Below are 23,980 nucleotides of genomic sequence, written 5' to 3'. Positions count from 1 at the left end.
CTATTTTTGAGTAATTAGCAAGAAGCAGACCAACAAGAAAAGCTAACTGCTTGAGTATGTCGAGAATATCGAGAGAGTAGCGAAGGCTATTGCAAATCGAGCTTCTAATGCAACAGCCTAGGATAATTTAGCTTAGGGACCAACCAAGGCAAGCAATATACCTGCGGCAACAGCCGAACCCAATACACCAGCAACGTTAGGGCCCATAGCATGCATAAGCAGGAAGTTGTGGGGATTAGACTCTAAGCCAACCTTGTTCACTACTCTTGCAGCCATTGGCACAGCAGATACGCCTGCAGCACCAATTAAGGGGTTTATATTATCCTTGCTGAGCTTGTTCATTAGCTTAGCCATCATAACACCGGCGGCCGTTCCGATAGAAAACGCAACGGCACCTAGGGCTAAAATACCTAATGTTTCTGCAGTGAGAAAGGCGTCAGCACTTAATTTAGATCCAACCGCCAAACCAAGGAAAATGGTGACGATATTAATCAACTCATTTTGCGCAGTATTACTTAAACGGTCAACAACACCGCATTCTTTGAGAAGGTTACCGAAGCAAAACATGCCGACTAATGGCGTGGCTGATGGCAAAAAGATAAGTGTCATTAGCAATACTGCTAGAGGAAATAGTATCTTCTCCTTCTTTGACACAACCCGCAACTGCGCCATCGGCAACTTACGCTCTTCAGCTGTTGTTAGTGCTTTCATAATAGGAGGTTGAATGATCGGCACTAATGCCATATAGGAATATGCGGCAACTGCAATTGCTCCCAGTAACTCCGGCGCTAATTTAGATGCCAAAAATATGGCAGTTGGACCATCAGCGCCGCCAATAATTGCGATGGCCGATGCATCTTGTAAGCTGAAGTCAAAAAACGATAATCCGTTTAACAATATTGCTCCGAACAAGGTAGCGAAGATGCCAAATTGCGCTGCAGCCCCAAGAAGCAACATTCGTGGGTTTGCAATCAGAGCACTGAAGTCGGTCATTGCCCCGACACCCATAAAAATAAGCAGCGGGAATACGCCGGTGTCGACCCCAATATAATAGATATAGTGCAGTAAGCCGCCTGCTTCACTAAATCCAGCAAGTGGTATATTGGTGAGCAAAGCGCCGAAACCTATAGGCAATAGTAATAAGGGTTCAAACTTTCGAACAATCGCTAAGTAGAGCAAAGCGAAGCCCACTAGCATCATGATAATTTGCTTAATCTCAAAGTGAGGTATGGCAGTGCTTTCCCAAAGAATCAATAACTTTTCCATGTTCCTACCCAATTACCATCATTGTTTGCCCGGCCTGAACTGCGTCACCTTCGCTAACGAGTAAGTCTTGGACGATACCAGAAACGGAACTTCTGACTTCAGTCTCCATTTTCATCGCTTCAAGTATGAGGATAGTATCACCTTCATTGACTTGCTCACCGACTCTAACGATGGTTTTAAAAATGTTTCCTGACAATGGCGCAGCAATATCCGTAGCATTTGCGCTGACCGCGGACGCATCACCTGCTGCAGAGCTGCCTGAGTGGGACTTGTTGTTTGATGACGATGATATGTGACTCACTTCACCATTTTCAGCGACTTCAACATGATATAACTTACCTTCGACTTTTACCTGATAAGCTTTTGAGTCGCCAGCAATTGCGACAGAGTCAGAAGCATCAACAATATCAGACGGGTCGGCGGGTGCCGGTTCAAAGGCCCCTGGATTATCACGATTTTCGATAAATTTCATGCCAATCTGAGGAAATAAGGCATAAGTAAGCACGTCATCAACTTTATCTTCGGCAATTCGTAAAGACTTCTGCTTCGCAATTTCATCCAACTCAGCTTCTAATTTGTGAAGTTCAGGCTCTAATACGTCGGCGGGTCGGCAAGAAATAGGCTCATTGCCCTCTAAGACACGTTGCTGTAGCTCTTGGTTCACCGGTGCTGCGGTTGCGCCATATTCGCCTTTTAGCACACCAGCAGTTTCCTTAGTTATACTCTTATAACGTTCGCCAGTGAGCACGTTTAATACGGCCTGAGTACCCACTATTTGAGATGTTGGTGTAACCAAAGGAATAAAGCCAAGATCTTCACGCACGCGAGGAATTTCCTTGAGCACTTCGTCAAATTTATCTTCAGCGCCCTGTTCTTTCAGTTGGCTTTCCATATTAGTCAACATTCCACCAGGCACTTGGGCAATCAGGATTCGTGCATCAACACCTTTTAGCGATCCTTCAAATTGTGCATATTTTTTGCGGACATCCCTAAAGTAGGCGCTTATATCGGCCAAAGCTTCGATATCAAGGCCTGTATCGCGCTCAGTTCCCTCTACTATCGATACCATGGTTTCTGTTGCTGTGTGCCCATACGTCATGCTCATTGACGACACAGCGGTATCTAGCATATCTATGCCAGCGTCGACAGCTTTTTGATAAGTCGCCGTACTGAGGCCGGTCGTGGCATGACATTGCATAGCAATTGGCACCTCGACAGTGTTTTTCAAACCGTGAATCAGTTCTTCACAATCGTAGGGCTTCAACAAGCCAGCCATATCCTTGATGCAAATAGAGTGAACACCCATATCCTCAAGCTTTTTAGCCATATCTAACCAAAGCTGCAGATTATGCACAGGACTCACTGTGTAAGAAATAGTGCCTTGCGCATGCGCACCTACTTTGATCGCTGATTTAACCGCAGTCTCAAGATTGCGAACATCATTCATAGCATCAAAAATTCTAAACACGTCAACGCCATTGACGTGGGCACGCTCAACGAACTTCTCAACAACGTCATCGGCATAGTGACGATAACCCAGTAAATTCTGACCACGGAGTAACATTTGTTGCTTGGTTTTAGGCATCGCTTTTTTCAATGCTCTGATACGCTCCCAGGGGTCTTCGCCCAGATAGCGTATGCATGAATCAAAGGTAGCACCACCCCATGACTCAACAGACCAATAACCCACGTTGTCGAGCTTCTCAGCAATGGGAAGCATGTCCGCAAGGCGCATTCTTGTTGCGAGTAAAGATTGATGCGCGTCGCGAAGGACCAATTCGGTAATTCCTAATGATTTGGACATAAAAGCTTCCCTATTATTTCGAAGTTGATTTGCGGTGTGTGCTCACCGCAGCGCTTATTGCGGCAGCGATTTGCGGACTCACTTCAGTGATGTCGTTTTTTTGCTTGGGCTCTTGTCTTGGCCTAGTACTTGGGGTCTCAATCGGACTTGGGAAGGCTCTTTCAAACCAAGCAATAAGATGAATACCAGCAATCAGTAGTGTAAGAAAAGCAAACACAACCGACATACCAACGGCAAGTAAAACACCTGCTTCCATTAACTGCTCAGCCATACATTCTCCATAAACTGTTACGCCCCAAAATTTCAGGCACAGATAAATAGCACGGAGACGCAAAAAATACAATCGAAAACCATCTTAAGCTTGCATAAGATCACTATAAATATGCACTTTGAAGGATGATTGTCCTATTATTATTCAATTTTTACGAATTTTTAACAAAAGCATCACCCAAACCTGTTATCAAGACTTGGTACAAGCAGGCGGAAAATGGCGCTAAAAAAAATGCCCGCTGATTTCTCAGTGGGCATTCTATCGTTTTCAGCTTTGGAGCTTTAACGTGATATGGCGCGCATGGAAGGATTCGAACCTCCGACCGCCTGGTTCGTAGCCAGGTACTCTATCCAGCTGAGCTACATGCGCGTGGTAAACTTTAGTGGAACTATCTTGTTCCGAACTTGTTAGCAAAATGACAAGCATTTTGCCTATTCAATATGGCGCGCATGGAAGGATTCGAACCTCCGACCGCCTGGTTCGTAGCCAGGTACTCTATCCAGCTGAGCTACATGCGCGTTGTTTTGCTTTTGAACGCCTAATAAGGCGTTCTACATTTAGTCACATTTACTATGCTAATTGAGTCAGCAAATAAATGGCGGAGAGAGAGGGATTCGAACCCTCGATAGGGCTACAAACCCTATACTCCCTTAGCAGGGGAGCGCCTTCAGCCACTCGGCCACCTCTCCTAAATGTGGGGCGGAAGTTTACTGAATCAGTGCTATAAGTCAATGCTTTTTTGGCAACTAATTCACTATTATTTGCTGTTTGTCAGTTTTTTGACCAATAGCGAGTAACATCCAGCCTTCCTAAAGCAAAAAACTCAGAATAAACCGAGTTTTTTTGTGTTTGCTAGCATGAATTGCACTAGCAAATAATGAGTCGTGTAAAGTTGATTAAGAATTACCAGGCGAAACCTGATTACCTTTTTCAGCTTGAATTCTCATGTAAATCTCTTCCCTGTGAACTGAAACTTCCTTCGGCGCATTCACTCCGATTCTAACTTGATTTCCTTTGACGCCTAAAACAGTCACGGTGACGTTGTCACCTACCATTAAAGTTTCCCCTACACGTCTAGTCAAGATAAGCATTTTGTCGCTCCTTATAAATTTGGTCCAATCAATGTATCGATATCTGTTTTACAAACGCGCTTCCACAATAACAATGGATGTATGCACCTTGTGATTTATCTTGTACGACATTGGCCAACATTGAATTTTTAATATACTTCAAATTATTGATTTACGCCAAGAAAAATATAAATATTTGTACAATAAGCAAACAACAGTCAAATTCCTGACGTTTATCCCACTCATTTTGTTCACATTTTTCCAACAGGATTCTATATGCTATTTTCGAGCCAACTTTGAACAGAATCAAGTGCCTTTTGGAGGTTTTCCGGCTGTGAGCCCCCAGCTTGGGCCATATCTGGCCGGCCACCGCCCTTTCCACCTACTTGACCAGCCATGTGATTGACTAAGTCACCCGCTTTTACCTTAGAAATGAGATCTTTGGTGACCCCCGCAATCAAGTTTACTTTTCCATTACTTTCGAGCCCCAAGGCAACGACGCCCGACTGCAACTGATTTTTTAAATCATCCATCATTCCGCGCAAGGATTTTGCCTCAACACCTTCTAGTTTCGCGACTAGGAGTTTTACCCCGTTTACGTCTGTAACATTAGCTAACAGGTCTTTCCCCTTTTGCCCAGCCATTGATTGTTTCAACTGAGCCAGTTCTTTTTCAGCCTGTTTAAGCTGCTGTAGGGCTGATGATACTTTGTCAGCAACTGAGGCTTTGTCGGATTTCACCAAAGACGCGATGTCGAACAATAGTTGTGACTCATTATTGATGTAGTCTTGAGCGCTTTGACCAGTGGTAGCTTCAATACGTCGAACACCCGATGCAATTCCACCTTCCGTTGTAATTTTGAACAGGCCTATATCGCCAGTCCTAGCAACATGGGTACCACCGCAAAGCTCTGTAGAAAATGAGCCCATTTGCACCACGCGTACTTTTTCATCGTACTTTTCTCCAAACAAGGCCATCGCTCCCGACGCTTTAGCTTCATCAAGCTCCATTAGCTTTGTGCTTAAGGCATGATTTAAGCGAATTTCAGCATTGACTCTATTTTCAATCTCAAGCAATTGCTCGGCGGAAATCGGCTCAAAATGAGAAAAATCAAAACGAAGCTTTTCGGCATCTACAAGTGAACCTTTTTGGGTAACGTGCTCCCCCAGTAATTCTCGCAGCGCTGCATGTAATAGATGAGTTGCACTGTGATTGGCTTTAATTCGGTCACGTCGAGTTCTATCCACGGTGAGTTCAACGCTATCTCCAAGCGCTAGTTCGCCTTCTATTTGTACATGATGGGCAAAAGCTTGACCTAGCTTTACTGTATCAATAACTTTGGCGCTGGCGTCTTTTGTGCTTATTAGACCTGTATCGCCAACCTGTCCACCGGATTCAGCATAGAAAGGTGTTTCATTTAACACAACGATTGCACTGCCGCTTGCCCTACTTGCTTGCTCATTATCCTTTATTAGAGCTACCACTTCGGCACGTCCGGTTGTAAGGTCGTATCCAGTAAAGCTAGTTTGCTCATCAACGCTTAAAACATTCGCATAGTCTGCGCCAAATTTACTTGCTGATTGCGATAAAGCCTTCTGAGCAGCCATCGCCGCTTCAAAACCCGCTTCGTCGATACTAAAGTCTTGCTCGCGTGCCACATCAGCCGTTAAATCTGCAGGGAAACCATAAGTATCGTAAAGCTTAAAAACCAGTTCGCCCGGAATTTCTTTTCCACTTAGCTCAGCCAGCGCATCGTTTAAGATCGTCATACCACGAGCTAAGGTTTTAGAAAACTGTTCCTCCTCAACTTTCAATACTTTCTCAATAACTGCTTGTTGTTGAACCAGCTCAGGGTAAGCTTCCCCCATTTCGTCAACCAGGGTTTGCAATAATTTGAAGAAAAAGATATCGCTCGCACCCATTTTGTATCCGTGGCGCACAGCTCGGCGAATAATTCGACGCAGAACGTAGCCTCGCCCTTCATTTGACGGCATCACACCATCGCACACTAAAAAGCTACAAGAGCGAATATGATCGGCAATCACGCGCAAAGATTTGTGTTCAAGATCGGTAGTGCCGACAATGTCTGCTGCCGACTTGATAAGGCTCTGAAATAGGTCTATCTCGTAGTTGCTGTGCACGTTTTGTAGAATCGCTGATACACGTTCTAAACCCATGCCTGTATCGATCGACGGTTTAGGCAAAGGCAACATATCGCCATTAGCTTGTCGATTATATTGCATGAATACCAAGTTCCAGATTTCGATAAATCGATCACCATCTTCCTCGGCTGTGCCGGGCTTACCACCCCAAATATGTTCGCCGTGGTCATAAAATATTTCAGAACAAGGACCGCAAGGACCTGTGTCACCCATTGACCAAAAGTTATCCGACGTAGAAATTCGAATAATCCTGTCAGCGGGCAAACCAATTTGGTTTTCCCAAATATTGAAAGCTTCATCATCATCATGATAGACGGTAACAAGTAGCTTCTCTTTTTCTAAACCTAGCTCTTCAGTTAAAAATTGCCATGCAAACTTTATGGCTTGTTCTTTAAAATAATCACCGAAACTAAAATTACCTAGCATTTCAAAAAAAGTGTGATGACGTGCGGTATAGCCCACATTTTCGAGGTCGTTATGTTTTCCTCCAGCTCTCACGCAACGCTGGGAGGACACTGCTCGAGTATAGTTTCGTTGTTCAGCGCCAAGAAATACATCTTTGAATTGATTCATGCCCGCGTTTGTGAACAACAGTGTTGGATCATCATGCGGTACCAGTGATGAGCTAGAGACTATCTGGTGTTGTTGTTTTTGAAAAAATTCTAAAAATGTGCGGCGAATATCAGCAGTAGAGCGTGTCATTAATGTTCCTAAGTCTGCGGGGTGGATATGCTATATCGATGTTTTTTAATAATTGTTTGAAGATATCATGTTAAGTGGGGCTTTGTTAAGCGTAAAGCTACTCAAAGGCGTATTTGATTTGCTCCTGCTCGAAACCGCGATATTGCAAAAAACGCATCTGTTTCTGTTTTGCTTGCCAATCTTGTGGGAGCTCCCAGCCAAAACGCTTTTCGCGCACCGTTTTTGCCAGTTCAAACCAATCAAAATCATGTTCAGCAATTAGCGCTTTCACAAGGGCATAGTCGATATCATGTTCTTGCAAACTACGTTGTATAAATAGTGGGCCTTTACCCTTGCGATAGGCTCCACGAACGACGGCTTCTGCGTAGCGAAAATCGCTTTGTATATCTTTTTCGATAAACTGAGTTAATATCTCGTCAACTAACTCAGGTTGGATGACTGCTTCTGCGTCGAGCTCGCTCGAATCGATTGCTGTTTGTTGCTGCGATTTGTTTTTCGCTACTTGCCTAAAAGAGGGGCGTTCGTTATTCAAGGCTAACAGTTTTTGACGAATTTCGTGGGCACTGTGTTCACGACGAGACAACAAACGTGTTATTTTGTGTCGAATGATCTTTGCCTGACTATCTGACATAGTCTTTATAATTCCTCGTTATTTTAGGACATTGAACTGCCAATGCCACTTAAATGTAAATCAATACAAGCACTAGATGATATCTGTCAAACACAATGGCAACAACTGTCCGCTGGCAATAAGTATGACGCTACGCCATTTTTAAGCTACCCCTTTCTAAAAGCACTTGAACAAACTCAATGTGTCGACGGCAATAGCGGTTGGTTAAGTCATCACCTAGTGATTTACGATGAAGACGCTATAAATAAAAATACCATAGTCGCTTTTCTCCCTTGCTATTTAAAAACACATTCTTATGGTGAATATGTGTTTGATCATGCTTGGGCGAATGCCTATCACCATCATCAGCTTCCCTATTATCCAAAACTGGTGTGTTGCATTCCTTTCACGCCGGTTACGGGCAGCAGGATGTTGATTAACCAAAACATCGAAATCACTTCTCAAGAGATTTACCAATGGTTAGCAGCTCACAGTGAATCTATCATCCACGCAGCTGGCGCATCATCACTGCATTACTTATTTCTTCCAGAGCATGATAGTAGTGAGTTAGCAAAACAGAAGACTAAACAAACACTATTGCAGCGCTTAAGCGTGCAATTTGTTTGGAAGAATGATGGCTATACAGATTTTGATGAGTTTTTAGCCAAGATGACATCGCGCAAACGTCGCTCAATACGAAAAGAGCGTTCAGGGGTGTATAAACAAGGTGAAGATTTGCAGATCAAGCGCTTTACTGGCAAGGATATAAGTAAAGAACTTATGCAAGACTTTTATCTTTGCTACCAACAAACCTATTTAAAGCGAAGTGGCCACACTGGCTACTTAAATCAGGCCTTCTTTCACCAATTACTTGAACAAATGCCCGATAAGCTATTAATTGTCATGACATTTGACGCTGGACGGTGCATTGCGTCTGCGCTATTTGTTTATGATGATAAATTGCTTGCCGGAAGATATTGGGGTGCGCTGGAGGACATATCTGGTTTGCACTTCGAGTGCTGCTATTATCAAGGCATTGAATTTTGTATTGAAAATAATATTTCAACCTTCAATCCTGGCACTCAGGGTGAACATAAAATTCTTCGGGGTTTTGCGCCAACTTACTGTTACTCGAACCATCACCTTCTACATCCAGATTTCCACCATGCAGTTGCAGACTTCTTAAGCAATGAAAAAATTGCTATGCAAAGGTATAAAGAACAAGCAGAGAGTGTACTGCCTTTTAAGCAGCCTTGAGCACTTTACCGAAAACTGTTGGGGTAAAATAGACAGGCATCGAATGAAAAAATTCACTTATAAAATGCTAAATTAGGAGTAGATCCCACCTATTTTGGCGTTAAAAGAGGCTAAAATAAGGGTGAAGATCCTTAACTCCAAAATAATTCGATTTTTTTTCAAATAAATTTCGCACTTAAACACAGGCTTAAATGTTTGAAACTAAAGGCCTTTTAAAATTTTATACTTATGAACGAACGGAAATACCTAAATTCGTTTAAAAAACGCACTACTTTGCCACTATCAAGGGTTTGACTGTTCGTGCCACATTGCATTAAATTAGTAAGTGCACAAAAAGCAACTGGAAGTTGTGTTTGTTTGATTAAGTAGAAATGTTAAGAAAACATCGCTAATCAATCAGACCGGTCTTCACAAAAAAAGTTGCACATTTTGACCAAAATTTTTTTTGGATAAAACAATAATACTTAATCGCTATAAAGCGACAACAGGGAAACAATATGAATCAAAGCAACGATACCAAGTTGCATAAAGTGTCAATGGCGGTTTTAGTCGCCCTTGGATGCTTAGCAGCCCCAAACCTATACGCGCAGGAAATCGATGATCTTCTTGAAGAAGAGGAAGACGAAATTGAGGTAGTTGAGAGAATTTCAGTAACAGGCTCACGTATCAAAAGAGCAGAATTCTCAAATGCATCCCCTGTTCAAATTATTAGTGGTGACATCTCACGTGAACTTGGTTTATTCGACACCAACGACATGCTACAGAACACCTCACAAGCGTCTGGTGTTCAAATCGATAGTACATTTAACGGCTTTGTTTTAGATAACGGTCCTGGTGCTGCTACTGTTGGCTTCCGTGGTCTTGGTGCTGACAGAACGCTTGTTCTAGTGAATGGTCGTCGTGTTGCACCTGCCGGTGTAGGTGGTGCTCCAACTGCCCCAGATTTGAACCTAATCCCTTCTGTACTAATCGACAGAATTGAAAACTTGTTCGACGGTGCGTCTACTGTTTATGGTTCCGATGCAATCGCTGGTGTTGCCAACGTTATCTTAAAAAAGAACGTTGATGGCTTTGAGTTCAATGCATCAGGTTCAGCTCCGCCAGAGGGCGGCGAGCAAACTGCTTTCAGTTTGTTATATGGCTCGTCTGGCGATAACTACTCATTCACCATTGCTGGTGAGTATAATAACCGAGAAAGACAAACACTTGGTGAAAGTAGATTTAATAGCTCATGTGAAGAGCTAATTTATGAAGGCAACGACGGAAATATTTATCGTGGTCGCCGTGGTGATGGTCCTTCAGCGACACCCATTTCAAACTGTCAGATTTTCCCACTAACCAACCGTATGTCGATTCCATTCTTCGGTAGTGTTTACCGCACCGAAGGCTTCACTAACATCGGCATCCCTAACTGGAGTGAATCAACGCTCAACCCTGCTAACGTTGCTTTCTTCCAGTCACAAGGCGTTAACGCAATTGAGGTTGACACGAACGGCGACGGCATACTTGACGGCGCTATCTTTGATGGTAATGGCGATGGTTTGCTAGACTTCGATTTTGGTGATCCACTTTATTCTTTCTTGAATTCTGACTACAGAAACTCACAAGATTTCGTCAGTCCGCTAGAAAGAATTACAATGTATTTAAACGGTGACTATTTGTTTAACGACGAAAATGACACGCGTTTATTCTACGAAGGCTTATATGCAACTCGTGACTCCAGCACCTTTGCAGGCACGGGTCAAATTTTCCCATTAATCGACGCGACTAACCCATATAACCCTTGTGGTTCCGACCCGATTAATGGTAGTGATTGCCGTGCCGGAGTTGGCGCACCTTATGGTCCACAAGCTGTACGCCCGATTCTGAACATTCGTGGCGACAGACAAAATAACTCGGTTGATGCCTATCAGTATCGTTTAGTTGGTGGTGTATCAGGTAACATTGGCGCATTAGACAACTTTGGTGAAGGTTCTTGGAGCTATGAAGTTTCTGCTATTTACAGTGCCTCACGTGGTGAGTCGAGCCAAGTTGGTATAAGCTCAACGAATTTCGAAAAGTCAATTGCTGCTACTCGTAATGCAAATGGCGAAATCGTTTGTGGAGACCCAGGTGATGACTGCGTTGCAGTAAACTTGTTCTCGTCGAACATTTATCAAGAAGGTGGTGGTACTTTCACACCTGAAGAAGCGGCATACCTATTTACAACTCGTAATATCGTAACTGAAGTTAAGCAAACGATGCTAACTGGTTTCATTACAGGTGATTGGTTCACTCTTCCTTGGAATGATGAAGTTGTTCCATTGGTAGTGGGTGCTGAATTCCGTAAAGATGAAATTATTACGGATGCTAACCCTGCAGCGGTAGATGGTTTGTATAACTCTTTTGCTGACCAAGGCGCTGATGGTTCTAAAAACCTTCGTGAGATTTTCTTCGAAACTGAGTTTGCTATGTTACGTGGGCAAGAGTGGGCGGAAGAACTTACGCTTACTGCCTCTGGTCGTTTAACAGAAGAAACTTTCTATGCACCAGAGAAGACTTTCAGTTTGAAAGCATTATGGCGTCCTACTGAGTATCTAACTATTCGTGGTACTCGAGGAACATCATATAGAACACCAAACCTACGTGAGCGTTTCTTAAACGGAACCTCTGGTTTTAACTCAGTAACCGATCCATGTGTTGTTCCTGAAGCAGCTCGAGTATCTGATCCACTAGACGTCAATTCGGCTGAAACTTACGATGCTTCTGAAGATGAAAGGAATGAACGTGTATTTGCTTCGTGCTTAACTAACGGTATCGATGCAACTTCGTTTGGTCTAAACACCCCAGATAGTGCTGGTTTCTCTAACTTCGTATCTGCTGAAGTAACAACAGGTGGTTCTGAGACTTTACTTGCTGAACGTTCAGTTTCAGAGACTTACGGTATTATCTTTGAACAACCGTTCACAGACGCCTTTGATTTGACCTTATCTGCGACTTGGTATGATATTGAAATCAGAGGTGCGGTATCTGAGCCTACTTCAGGCTTCATTATCGCAAGTTGTTATAACAACGAAGAAGTACCTGATGGTACGAGCGGATTCTGTGACAGCATCCAACGTGATCCAACAACTCTACAAATGACTGGTGTTGATCGTTCTTTCATCAACATTGGTTTTGAAGGGTCAAAAGGTATCGACTTCAACGTATTCTATCAGCAAGACTTTATTGTTGGTGAGAATGAGCTAGGGGTAACTATTGATTTACTCGCTACTAAGTTACAGTCTCGTGAACTTGAATTCTTTGACATATTTGATGATAACGTAGGTGAAATTACTAACCCGCAGTGGCGTGGTTCTGCTCAACTTCGTTTAGAATACACTGACTTCAGATTCAACTGGTCAAGTCGTTTCATTGGCCGTGGTCAAAACGACAACTTGTTCGATTTTGAGCCTGATAACCAACCGTGTACTGGTTTAGATGTGTCTTGTCGTCCACTTGAGAAAACCAAAGACTATATCATTCACACTGTATCAGCGAGTTACGGTCAAGATAATTGGGCCGTTACAGCAGGTATTAGAAACTTATTCGACAGAGCTCCACCTCTTATCGATGGCGACGCTGGCGGTTTCCAACAGCGTAACGTACCACTAGGTGTAGGTTATGATATCTTCGGTAGAACGGTGTTTGCTTCAGTAGCATACTCATTCTAAGATAGAAGCAGCTAGTAATAGAGAGGCTCTCTGACCGCTGGTTTGGGAGCCTTTTTTTATCAAAACAAGGAGAAGATGAAGATGTTAAAAAAACACTTTCTCACCACAAGTTTTATTTTAGGTAGCGCATTGCTCTTTGCCGGTAATGTAGCGGCAGAAGATAAAGCAAAGAATGAAACTGACAGCGTCAAGATGCCGATTGAAGCTTTCGCTATCGAGCCCGCTATGCGCAGTGTGTCAGTGAGTCGGGATGGTAAAAAGCTAGCCTATATGAGAGCGACGTCAAAACGTGGTGATTATGTAGTCGAAATTAGACCGACGAGTAACCTTAGCGCAAAACCTGTTACTCTGGGTGCTGCCAAGATGGAGCTTACAGGCTATACTTGGCTAAATAATAAAAAATTGATGATGTACTTTCGTCAAAATATTGTAGATGGTGCTCGCAATTATTGGGTAAGTAAGAACGCCATAGTGAATGCCGATGGCAAAGGAAAATGGGATGTGCCTTTTGCAAAAGACGAATCAGCTCGCTTTAGCATAGTTAGTACCTTTCCACAGGACCCAGACGTCATTCTGTTGAACTATGACATTGACGAAGACGGTAGACCCGATATTATCAGATACGATATCGATACAGGCCGCACTAGGACCATTTTGCGCGGTAACGATACCGTAAATGGCGGCTTTGTCGTGGATAGTGACGGCGAAGTTCGAGCTGGAACGGGTTACGACGCAACAATCAGTGCAATTAACCTTTACGCCAGGTCTAAAGGTTCAGAAGAATGGCAATTAGTTCATCAAAATAAACCCGAAAGCCGTGAAGTTTTTGACTTCTTGTATTTCAATAAAGACAACCCCAATGAAATATTTGTTAGTGCTACCTTAGGTCAAAATACAGCGGGAATTTATAGATATAATATTGAAACAAAAGAATATTCGGAGCGTTTATTTGGTCTGAAGTCGTATGATGCAGACAGTATTGTTATTTCAAATAAAATGGCTGACCGCGGTCGTTTGCTTGGTTACTCTTATACCGGAAAACATCCCAAGGTTTACTGGACTGACGAAAATGAGGCGGCACTATATGAAGCCATTGAGGCGAATTTCCCTAAAAAGTTCGTGAGTTTAAATAGCCGTTCGGAAGACGACAATATGATTGTTATCAGAACTTCTGGTCCGAACGATCCTGGCACATATTATCTCTTAGAAAACAAAACGAAACTAAGCCTTATCGGCGATACTGCACCGCTGATCGACAATGACAAGCTCGCAAAAGTTCGCTGGATAAAGTACAAGGCGCGTGACGGTATGGTTATTCCTGCGTACGTTACGATCCCACAAGGTAAAGGACCTTTTCCTACCATTGTTCACCCTCACGGTGGACCTTGGAGTCGTGATGTTAACATTTATGACGAATGGTCGCAGTTATTAGCTAATAATGGCTATCTGGTGGTTCAACCGCAGTTTAGAGGATCAACTGGTTTTGGCCTAGAACTATGGAAGGCCGGAGATGCTGAATGGGGTAAAGCCATGCAGGATGACTTAGACGACGCTGCGCTTTATCTGGTCGAAAAAGGTTTGGCTGATAAAGATAGGTTAGCGATGTTTGGTTGGAGCTTCGGCGGTTATGCATCGCTTGTTGCGGCAACGAGAGACCCACAAATCTACAAGTGTTCTGCCGCAGGGGCCTCGGTTGGTGATTTAAATCGCTGGTTATCTGTGATAAACAGAGGCCGTTATTTGCGTATTTTCCAATCACCTACCGTACGTGGTATTGATCCCGTGAAAGAGGTATCAAAGGTGAATATACCTTTATATGTTGTACACGGTGATATTGACCGCCAAGTTACTATCGAACATAGTCGTGATTTCATTGAAGAGCTAAAAAAACATACCAACAATTTTAAATATACTGAAATTGAAGGCGCCGACCACTTTTCAAATACCTTGTTTTACGAGCATAAAATGCAGTTTTATGGCGAGCTTGTAGACTGGTTTGATAATTACTGCTTCAGCGGAAAATCAATAGCGGCAACTAAGTAAATAAAAACTCAGTTACATCAAAAAGGCTCCATACGGAGCCTTTTTCGTACTTGTTGGAAGATATACTATTGGAGAGCGGCCATGGATGGCGTAATGCGTGTTTGTAAGGCGAGAAGTATAGAGGGAGACTCAACCCCCTAGAAAACCGTCCAATGGCAAGGATGCCATTGGAGAGCGGCCATCGATGGCGTAAAGCGTGTTTTCTAGAGGGTTGAGCCTCCCTCTATACTATTTATCAAACAGTTAATTACTAAACAACTAAGCACTACGCCAAACAAGCATTAGATTATTTGCTGGCATATCAACTTTCTCATGTAGGACAAGCTTGGGTGCCCACCCAGCAAGCTCATCAATATCACGATAACCACCTCTGCCACTATCTAAGAGCTTCTCATGAAAAGCACGGTTGCTATCACTGGTGAACTTACCATCTACTATAAATGGCCCGTACTGACAGAATACGCCACCCGAAGGAAGGTTATCGCTAACCGAATGCATAAGCGCCTTGATCTCATGCTCAAGCATAATGTGCGCAGTATTAGCCGAGAAAATAGCATCAAATACTTCCGAGCTGCTTTCAATTCCAGTCGTGTTTAGCTTCACGGGCCCTTTAACCCATTCATCACGCGCAAGTTTGAGAGCAAAAGGCCTATGCAGGTTAGCGCTTGGATAGTCATCAATCCACTGATTGATGCCATGATGATAGTTTTCAACATCTGAACAATACCAATTAAGATGAGGCAAATTGGCTGCAAAGTGAATGGCATGCTGCCCAGAACCACTGCCCACCTCGAGAACATGCCGATGTTTAACAAGAACACGTTTCAGTTCAGCCAGAATTGGCTCCTTGTTATTTTCACAAGCTTGGCTAAAAGGTTTATCGCCACTCACAACGCATCTCTAGTCATGTAAATTCGGCATAAGCCACTTTTCAGCATACTCAATGTCCCATGCTTTTCTTTGCGCATAGTCTTTTAATTGATCTTGCTGAATTTTAGCGACGGCAAAATAGCGAGACTCAGGATGCGAAAAATACCAACCCGACACAGCTGCTCCCGGCCACATTGCGTAGCTCGAGGTTAACTTCATACCAATACTGGCTTCGACATCAAGTAGATCCCAAATAAGCTGTTTCTCAGTATGCTCAGGACAAGCCGCATAGCCAGGCGCAGGTCGAATACCTTGATACTTTTCACCAATAAGTGCTGCATTGTCTAGTGCCTCATCAGGAGCATAACCCCAAAGCTCTTTTCTTACTTGTTCGTGCAGATATTCAGCAAAAGCCTCAGCGAGCCGGTCGGCAACCGCTTTACTCATAATAGAATTGTAATCATCCCCATCCGCCTCATAGGCCTTTGCTAGCTCATCTTCACCAATTCCTGCTGTAACAGCAAATGCACCCATATAGTCTTGGCGGCCTTCACTTTCAGGCATAATGAAATCACTCAAGCAATAATTTGGACCTTTAGGTTTATGGGTTTGTTGACGAAGATGATGCGCTACGCCAATCACTGTATCAGGCTGTTGACTATCAAAAATTTTAACATCTTCACCGTCGCTATTGGCAGGGAATATACCCACTCTACCTTTAGCAGTTAGTGACTTATTCTCAATAAATAGATCTAGCATGTCGTTAGCGTCTTTGAATAAGGATTTCGCTTCTTCGCCCACAACTTCATCATTCAAAATTCGTGGGTATTTGCCAGCTAAGGACCAAGTGATAAAAAACGGAGTCCAATCGATGTATTCTCTAAGTGTTGCTAAGTCGACTTCTACCGTTTTTACACCAATGAAATTTGGCTTAGCAACTTGATAAGACGCCCAATCGCAAGTGAATTTATTTGTTTTAGCATCAACAAAATTGATTGCTTTTGTACGTGGGGTTTTCTTCGCGTGTTGAACGCGTACTTTCTCATACTCAGCAGTTATTTGAGCAGCGTATTGTGCCCTATGTTCTCGTGAGATAAGTTTTTGACATACACCCACCGCCCTGCTGGCGTTTGGCACATACACCACGGGATGATCGTAGTTTTGTTCTATTTTAACCGCGGTATGCGCTTTTGAAGTTGTAGCGCCTCCTATCAGCAAAGGCAAATCCATCTTCAAGCGTTGCATTTCCTTAGCAACCTGTACCATTTCATCAAGCGACGGAGTGATTAGGCCTGAAAGTCCAATCATATCGGCATTTTCATCCTTTGCGACCTGCAATATTCTGGCCGCTGGCACCATTACCCCTAAGTCAATCACTTCGAAGTTATTACACTGCAACACAACACCTACGATGTTCTTACCAATATCATGCACATCGCCCTTCACCGTCGCCATGATAATCTTACCGTTGGAGCGCTGAACACCGTCCTTCTCTGCTTCAATATACGGTTGCAAATGTGCAACAGCTTTTTTCATTACGCGTGCTGATTTAACCACCTGAGGCAAGAACATTTTGCCTTCGCCAAACAAATCACCCACTACGTTCATTCCGTCCATCAGTGGGCCTTCAATAACATGCAGAGGCTTTTCTGCTTGTAAACGAGCCTCTTCAGTGTCGTCTATTATGTAATCAGTAATTCCTTTCACCAAGGCATGCTCAAGACGTTTTTTCACATCTTGCTCTCGCCATGTTAAGTCTTCTTTTGCCGCAACTTTGCCACCACCTTGATATTTAGGGGCGAGTTCAAGTAGCTTATCGGTAGCATCAGGGCTGCGATTTAAAATCACATCTTCAACGGCATCTCGAAGTTCTAGTGGAATCTCATCGTACACTTCCAACTGCCCAGCATTGACTATTCCCATATCCATGCCCGCACGGATGGCATAATACAAAAATACGCTATGCATAGCTTCGCGGACGGGGTTATTGCCACGGAAAGAAAAAGAGATGTTAGATAAACCTCCGGAAACATGACAATGCGGCAGTTTGCTTCTTATTTCACGCGTTGCTTCTATAAAATCAACGGCGTAATTGTTGTGCTCTTCTATACCAGTGGCAACAGCAAAAATATTTGGGTCGAATATAATATCTTCTGGCGGGAAGCCCACCGTGTTAACCAGAAGATCGTAACTACGTTTACATATTTCAAATTTACGTTCTTGAGTATCCGCTTGGCCTACTTCATCAAAGGCCATGACGACTGTTGCCGCACCGTAGCGTTTAATTTTTTTAGCTTGCTCCAAGAAAGGCGCCTCACCTTCCTTCAAACTGATGGAATTGACGATTGCCTTGCCTTGCACGCACTTCAGACCAGCCTCGATGATTGACCACTTAGAGGAGTCAATCATGATGGGCACTCTGGATATATCTGGCTCAGATGCAATAAGATTCAAAAATCTGACCATGGCAGCTTCTGAGTCGAGCATAGCCTCGTCCATATTGATATCAATAATTTGAGCACCGTTTTCAACTTGTTGACGCGCGACATCCAAGGCACTCTCAAAGTCGTCTTCGAGGATCAAGCGCTTGAACATCGCTGAGCCTGTTACGTTAGTTCTTTCACCAACATTGATAAAACTAGAAAATTCTGCTGACACGATACTTCCTGATGACAATTTGTTGATATTTACTTACAAACCATAGAGTTTAGATAAGAGCGACTGAGCTATAAGCGCCGTTTCTCAAAGCCTAACTAATGTACGAAGGGCTCTAGCCCCGATAACCGCATTTTCACTTCAATCTCGGGAAGCTCTCGAGGTGCTAAATGTTTAACAGCCTCCGCTACTTGACGAATATGTTCAGGCGTACTGCCACAACAACCACCCAATATGTTAACCAAACCTGATTCTGCCCACTCTTGAAGGTGCTCTGCGAGTTCTTCAGCTTCCATGTCATATTCGCCAAACTCATTTGGCAAACCGGCATTTGGATGAGCAGATACCCTGCACTCAGCGACTCGTGATATTTCAGCAACGTACTGACGCAATAAGTCGGGACCCAGTGCACAATTTAAACCAATAGAAAATGGTGCTACGTGGCGCATACTATAGTAAAAGGCTTCCGATGTTTGCCCTGAAAGCGTTCTGCCCGAAGCATCGGTAATGGTGCCAGAAATCATGACAGGCAAGGTAATATGCATTTCTTCAAACACAGTTTCAACAGCAAAAGAAGCAGCCTTAGCATTAAGGGTATCAAAAATCGTTTCAATTAATATTAAGTCGACGCCCCCTTCGATTAACGCTTGGGTCGACTCTTTATAAGCCTCAACCAACTCATCAAAATGCACATTGCGTTTGCCTGGGTCGTTCACATCAGGAGAAATTGAGGCCGTGCGACTGGTAGGGCCGATAACGCCCGCAACAAAACGTGGCTTGTTTGGTGTTAGCGCATTAAATTCATCCACGGCTTCACGTGCGATTTTTGCAGCCTGCTGATTAATCAAACGAGATTCATCCTGCATGTCATAATCGGCCATTGAAATTGTCGTTGCATTAAAGGTGTTGGTTTCAATGATATCGGCACCCGCCTCTAGGTATTCTTTATGAATGTTCTTAATGAGCTCAGGTTGTGTAACCGATAATAGGTCATTGTTGCCTTTCACATCACAATGCCAGTTGGCGTACTGTGTACCTCTATAGGCTGCTTCATCTAGTTGATGTTTTTGTATCATTGTTCCCATTGCACCGTCGAGAATTAACACTCGTTCATTTGCGGCGACTTCTAATTTCCTTTTCGCTTCATTACTGGCCTGAATAATGGTGTTGCTAGCAGCTATCTCGTTTGTTTTAGTCACTGTTTTTCTCTAATTGTAATATTCATGCTGAGTAAGCAATCTTCTTAATTTATTTTCGTCGCAACTGCGTTAAATCATAGGGCGTATTTTGATACACATAATAATTCAGCCAATTGGTTAACAAAAGACTACCGTGTGACTTCCATCGAACCATTGGCTCTTGTTGTGGATCATCATTTATAAAATACGACTGTGGTAATTGCGGATTTAAGTCTGCAGCCAAATCGCGTTCATACTCTTGTTGCAAGGTAGATGCGTCATATTCGGGATGACCAGTAACAAAGACCAATCGACGATCATCAGTAGCCGATATATAAGTACCGGCTATTTCTGAGTGAGCAATAACGGACAAGCCGTCAACTGACTCATAATCACTACGTAATATTTCCCCGACGCGACTATGTGGCGCCCAAAAAAGTGGATCGAAACCTCGCATAAGCTCATCGTTTGGTTGCTCAACACTGTGCTCAAACACTCCTGATAGTTTGCTATCCCTCAGTTGGCGTTGTACGCCATAATAGTGATACATGGCAGCATGAGCAGCCCAACATAAAAACATTGTTGATTGGACATTTTCTCGGGCCCAATCAAGCAATTCAGTCATCTTGTTCCAATACTTTACATCTTCATATTCCAACAGACCGAGCGGCGCGCCAGTCACTATCCACCCATCATAGTTTTTATCTGCAACTTGGCTAAATTCATGATAGAAAGCATCCATATGAGACTTGGGAGTATTCTTTGGAATGGTTTCATCGATGCGGATCAAGTCTACATTAATTTGGATTGGCGTATTTGATAGTAAGCGTAAGATTTGTATTTCAGTCTCAATTTTATTGGGCATTAAATTTAAAATACCCACTTCCAATGGTCTTATATTTTGACTGTCTGCACGATTACTATCGATCGCAAAGATGTTTTCTTTGAGCAAAACATCTAGAGCTGGCAGATTGCTTGGAATATTGATTGGCATTACTCACCTTATTGGGTGCAAAACAAACGTTGGTAGCGTCATTTTGGCAACAATCCATAAAATGTCAACATCTTTACGTCTAGACGTCTAATTAATATAAGCGAGATCGACCTGATCATGGAATTAAGGAAATTAACTGTTAAGATGTTGGCATAAGCTAGAACTGAAATGGAAAACAATTAAGGTGCAAGAAGCTAAGATCGTTGAATACTATAGAGCTTGTTATGCCGCAGACTCTGCTGATTTCAACCTGCGTAACTTGTTTCGTTTAGCAAGCAGTGACATTGTGTTTTTGAAAGGAAACGATGAAGTCGCTGTAAACGAAATTCACCGCGCTGCACTTCTGCCCAAATCCGCAGAGGCATTGTCAAAAAAAGCGCAAATTTACTTACGTGAAAAAACCTTGTTGCACTGTTGTCTCTTCATCTGTGGCAAGGCGTCACTATTGTCGCCATCAACGTCTAGCTTTGCTAGTTCATCTAGCATATTTAGCCCACTGATTTATCGTCAAGCGAAAATAGAGACTGACGAATACGGACACTACTTTTCCAGTAGCGATGCGCGCGTGAACGAAGATCTACTTGCAATGCTATTGCCAAATACCGAACAGTTACCAGCGATAGACACTACTCGCATTCATGATCCAAGCTACTGGAGTGAATATCTAAAATACAGTCCTTTCAACATCGACATATCTCCGGCAATGCGCTTTCCCAAACTCAGCACAAAAAAAATCGCTGAAGATGCAACATCAGCCAATTTACTCTCTGTTCAACCTATTTCTACCTTGGCCTTGATTGATCGTTCCACAAGCAGCCGAGGAATTTTGCATGAACTCACAAAGATAGGTAAATTTTTCAGTGATAAGGCAAGTAATAATCCCACCTCGCTATTGTCTCTTTTAGGTAAAAATGACACAAATAGCGCTAATAAAAACACAGAAAAGCTACAATATCCTTATCTACCCTGTGTTTTTAGTCGTGCCCAAATCGATATAATGCGAATCGCTAGCGAGGAAAGCCTTGGCGTCGTGACCGGACCACCCGGCACAGGAAAAAGTTTCACCATTGCAGGGGTGGCCGCTGAGCACATGTTACGTGGCAAAAGTACACTGATTGTGGCTGGGTCCGAAACCGCCTTAGATGTTATTGCAAATAAGCTATCTATCGACTTCGCGCTTGAAAACAGTTTCATACGAAGTGGGCAAAAAGTCTTCCTCAAACAGTTAAAACTTTATTTAAGCGACCTGCTATCTGGTCAGCACAAATTAGCTCAAGCTGGCAAACATCAAACACTAAGTGCTGAGATTCAGAAGCATGTCGCGGCGATACATAATATCGAAAGCCAACTTACTGCTTTGCATATTAAGGCCGAAAAGCAGGGTAAGCGCAGCTATCGCTTACAAAACAGTCAAGGCTCTCTGTGGGATGCTTTGATGTTTAAACTTGAACGCTCGCTGTTTGCGAAAGTGGGTGGTGACATTGATTCAATTTGGGAAAAACTAGACACTTTCAAAGCGTTAGTTGCCAGCAAAGAAAATTTGTCTAAACAATATTTGCATGCAAGCAAAACAACAAAGATAGCCACATTATTAAGTCACGACAGGCCTACGATTCAAGGCTTAAACAAAGCGATTAGAGCTCGCTCTTCGTCAAAACAAAGCGAGTATTTTAGGGCCGTGAACTTTGCTTCGCTATTAAGCGGCTTTCCAATATGGCTAGTAAGTACAAGCACCTTACACAAGGTATTGCCCTTACAAGCTGAACTCTTTGACTTAGTTATCATAGATGAAGCAAGCCAGTGCAATATTGCTGCGTCTTTGCCTGCTGTGTACCGTGCAAAAAGAGCAATGATAGTGGGCGACCAAAAGCAGTTACGCCACTTTTCATTCCTTGCTAAACAAAAAGAAAATCAGATAGCAGAAGAGTTAGCGTTATCAGAAGAACAAAAAATAGTGAGTTATCGTGACAATAGCATCCTAGACCTTGCGATCGACTGTGTTAGGGAGCAGAGGCAGGTTTCATTTTTGGACGAACATTACAGGAGCGAGCCAGAGTTAATAGCCTTTAGCAATAAACACTTCTATTCAGAGCGATTACGAATTATGCAACATCGCCCATGTGCGAGTGCTGGTCATCTGCATGTGCATTCGTTTAATGGTAAGCGAAATAATCAGGGCATAAACAAGGTCGAGGCAGAGGCGCTTTTAGCGTATTTACTTACATCCATCGAAGAAGATGCCGATAAGCCTATTTCACGGACCATAGGCGTTCTCTCACCTTATAGTAAACAGCTATCATATATAGCATCGCTTATTGAAAAAGCCATCAGTATTGAGCTTCTTGAAAAACATGACATTAAGGTGGCTACGCCTTACGGTTTTCAAGGAGAGGAACGAGACCTCATGTTAATGTCATTTGCTATTGATAATGACTCAGCTAGATCAGCCACCTACTTAAACAAAGAAGATATGTTTAATGTTGCAATAACCAGAGCTAAATCTGCTCAGCACCTTTTTCTTTCTGTCGACAAATTAGCCTTGAATCCGTCCAATTTGCTTAGAAAATACCTTGATTCTATAGACAGTTTCAAAAGCGCTCATGCAGAGGATAAACAACCTGATGCATTTCAACAATCCGTCAAAGAAGCGCTAGAAAAAAGAGGGCTTAGCTGTTGGGTTGGCTATGAGGTCTTAGGTAACTACGTTGATCTCCTCGTAAGTAAAAATAAGCAATATCTGGTCATTGACCTCATTGGCTACCCTGGTCCGTGGGAGGGCTTTTACGAAATGAATATGTACAAACTCATTCAACGCGCCGGGCTCAACATAGTGGCTATTCCATACCTTCTTTGGTGTGAACAAAGCGAACGTTGTATCGAGAATGTACTGGCTAGTCTTTCGCCTTCTGTTGAAAGCCGACCATGACTTCTACTTCGGCCCTGGGCAGATCGCAGGCTTCCATGACTTCCTCGACTGATGCACCAGATTTTACCAAGGTTTGCGCTTTAGAATAAATTTTCGCTGCAGGCTCTTGCAGAGCAAGCTCATCGCATTGTGCCTGTAAGTTGTTGAGTTGTTCTTGTAGCAATGAAAGCTGGTTAGCCTGATTGCCAATGCTTTGCGAACTTGATGCAATGAGCCCTTGTTGCTTTTGAATCTCGCTCTCCACTCTTTCTTGATAGCCTGCCATAGACTCTTTCAGGTCATTCACTTTCGCTAACTCAGCTTCAAGCATGCTATGTAGACTCTTAATTAATCCCAAAGAAGTATGTAGTTTAAGACTCAGTTTCCGAGTTGCCATCAAGGACACAAGTGCAATCACCAGTGCAAAGCTGAATGCTACGACCACTATAATAATGATGCTAAATGAGGAAAGGGTGAAAGTTGGCATGAGTGCTTCGCTAA

At 43.1% G+C, this 23,980-nt stretch carries 15 protein-coding genes and 3 tRNA genes; 4 read left to right on the top strand and 14 right to left on the bottom strand.

Going from position 1 to position 23,980, the window contains the following annotated elements:
* Positions 1–132: 132 nt before the first annotated feature.
* The 9 genes from ISG33_RS03210 to ISG33_RS03170 all read right to left on the bottom strand — a co-directional run bounded on the left by ISG33_RS03210 (position 133) and on the right by ISG33_RS03170 (position 7,906).
* Entirely contained in the window at positions 133–1,266 is a 1,134-nt protein-coding gene (locus tag ISG33_RS03210) for a sodium ion-translocating decarboxylase subunit beta (protein ID WP_195732100.1), read from the bottom strand.
* Positions 1,267–1,270: 4 nt separating this feature from the next.
* Positions 1,271–3,070 carry a sodium-extruding oxaloacetate decarboxylase subunit alpha gene (oadA, locus tag ISG33_RS03205; RefSeq protein WP_195732099.1) on the bottom strand — a complete coding sequence of 600 codons (1,800 nt, stop codon included), beginning with the start codon at positions 3,068–3,070 and terminating at the stop codon, positions 1,271–1,273.
* Positions 3,071–3,083: 13 nt separating this feature from the next.
* Positions 3,084–3,341, bottom strand: a complete 258-nt coding sequence (locus tag ISG33_RS03200; RefSeq protein ID WP_195732098.1) for an OadG family transporter subunit — start codon at positions 3,339–3,341, stop codon at positions 3,084–3,086.
* Positions 3,342–3,633: 292 nt separating this feature from the next.
* Positions 3,634–3,710, bottom strand: a tRNA-Arg gene (locus ISG33_RS03195).
* Between the two features lie 72 nt (positions 3,711–3,782).
* Positions 3,783–3,859: transfer RNA gene (locus ISG33_RS03190), tRNA-Arg, on the bottom strand.
* 78 nt (positions 3,860–3,937) lie between these two features.
* Positions 3,938–4,030, bottom strand: a tRNA-Ser gene (locus tag ISG33_RS03185).
* 207 nt (positions 4,031–4,237) lie between these two features.
* Positions 4,238–4,432, bottom strand: coding sequence for a carbon storage regulator CsrA (gene csrA / locus ISG33_RS03180; RefSeq protein WP_195732097.1), 195 nt, complete (start codon positions 4,430–4,432; stop codon positions 4,238–4,240).
* Between the two features lie 251 nt (positions 4,433–4,683).
* Entirely contained in the window at positions 4,684–7,275 is a 2,592-nt protein-coding gene (alaS, locus tag ISG33_RS03175) for an alanine--tRNA ligase (RefSeq protein ID WP_195732096.1), read from the bottom strand.
* A gap of 97 nt (positions 7,276–7,372) precedes the next feature.
* A complete protein-coding gene (locus tag ISG33_RS03170; protein ID WP_195732095.1) occupies positions 7,373–7,906 on the bottom strand; it encodes a regulatory protein RecX in 534 nt (177 codons plus the stop codon).
* A gap of 42 nt (positions 7,907–7,948) precedes the next feature.
* Here ISG33_RS03170 and ISG33_RS03165 point away from each other — a divergent pair, with 42 nt between their 5' ends.
* The 3 genes from ISG33_RS03165 to ISG33_RS03155 all read left to right on the top strand — a co-directional run bounded on the left by ISG33_RS03165 (position 7,949) and on the right by ISG33_RS03155 (position 14,877).
* Complete coding sequence (locus ISG33_RS03165) at positions 7,949–9,142, top strand: GNAT family N-acetyltransferase (protein WP_195732094.1); 1,194 nt, start codon at positions 7,949–7,951, stop codon at positions 9,140–9,142.
* 497 nt (positions 9,143–9,639) lie between these two features.
* Positions 9,640–12,834, top strand: a complete 3,195-nt coding sequence (locus ISG33_RS03160; RefSeq protein WP_195732093.1) for a TonB-dependent receptor domain-containing protein — start codon at positions 9,640–9,642, stop codon at positions 12,832–12,834.
* Between the two features lie 75 nt (positions 12,835–12,909).
* Entirely contained in the window at positions 12,910–14,877 is a 1,968-nt protein-coding gene (locus ISG33_RS03155) for an alpha/beta hydrolase family protein (protein WP_229333437.1), read from the top strand.
* Positions 14,878–15,135: 258 nt separating this feature from the next.
* Here ISG33_RS03155 and ISG33_RS03150 read toward each other — a convergent pair whose 3' ends face one another.
* The 4 genes from ISG33_RS03150 to ISG33_RS03135 all read right to left on the bottom strand — a co-directional run bounded on the left by ISG33_RS03150 (position 15,136) and on the right by ISG33_RS03135 (position 20,574).
* Positions 15,136–15,768: a DUF938 domain-containing protein gene (locus ISG33_RS03150; RefSeq protein ID WP_195732092.1), complete on the bottom strand. Its 633-nt coding sequence runs from the start codon at positions 15,766–15,768 to the stop codon at positions 15,136–15,138.
* Between the two features lie 9 nt (positions 15,769–15,777).
* Complete coding sequence (gene metH / locus ISG33_RS03145; RefSeq protein ID WP_195732091.1) at positions 15,778–18,405, bottom strand: methionine synthase; 2,628 nt, start codon at positions 18,403–18,405, stop codon at positions 15,778–15,780.
* A 95-nt stretch (positions 18,406–18,500) separates the two neighbouring features.
* Positions 18,501–19,562 carry a homocysteine S-methyltransferase family protein gene (locus tag ISG33_RS03140; protein ID WP_195733009.1) on the bottom strand — a complete coding sequence of 354 codons (1,062 nt, stop codon included), beginning with the start codon at positions 19,560–19,562 and terminating at the stop codon, positions 18,501–18,503.
* A gap of 88 nt (positions 19,563–19,650) precedes the next feature.
* Positions 19,651–20,574, bottom strand: a complete 924-nt coding sequence (locus tag ISG33_RS03135) for a homoserine O-succinyltransferase (RefSeq protein ID WP_195732090.1) — start codon at positions 20,572–20,574, stop codon at positions 19,651–19,653.
* A gap of 184 nt (positions 20,575–20,758) precedes the next feature.
* Here ISG33_RS03135 and ISG33_RS03130 point away from each other — a divergent pair, with 184 nt between their 5' ends.
* A complete protein-coding gene (locus ISG33_RS03130; RefSeq protein WP_195732089.1) occupies positions 20,759–23,500 on the top strand; it encodes a DEAD/DEAH box helicase in 2,742 nt (913 codons plus the stop codon).
* Here ISG33_RS03130 and ISG33_RS03125 read toward each other — a convergent pair.
* Positions 23,466–23,966 carry a DUF2802 domain-containing protein gene (locus ISG33_RS03125; RefSeq protein ID WP_195732088.1) on the bottom strand — a complete coding sequence of 167 codons (501 nt, stop codon included), beginning with the start codon at positions 23,964–23,966 and terminating at the stop codon, positions 23,466–23,468. The two genes, ISG33_RS03130 and ISG33_RS03125, sit on opposite strands and share 35 nt — an antisense overlap.
* Positions 23,967–23,980: the final 14 nt, after the last annotated feature.

The sequence above is a fragment of the Marinibium conchae genome (assembly GCF_015595035.1).
In the GTDB taxonomy this organism is placed as follows: domain Bacteria; phylum Pseudomonadota; class Gammaproteobacteria; order Enterobacterales; family Alteromonadaceae; genus Glaciecola.
The sequence above is the reverse complement of the archived record's forward strand: the minus strand, read 5'-3'. Positions and strand labels throughout refer to the sequence as shown.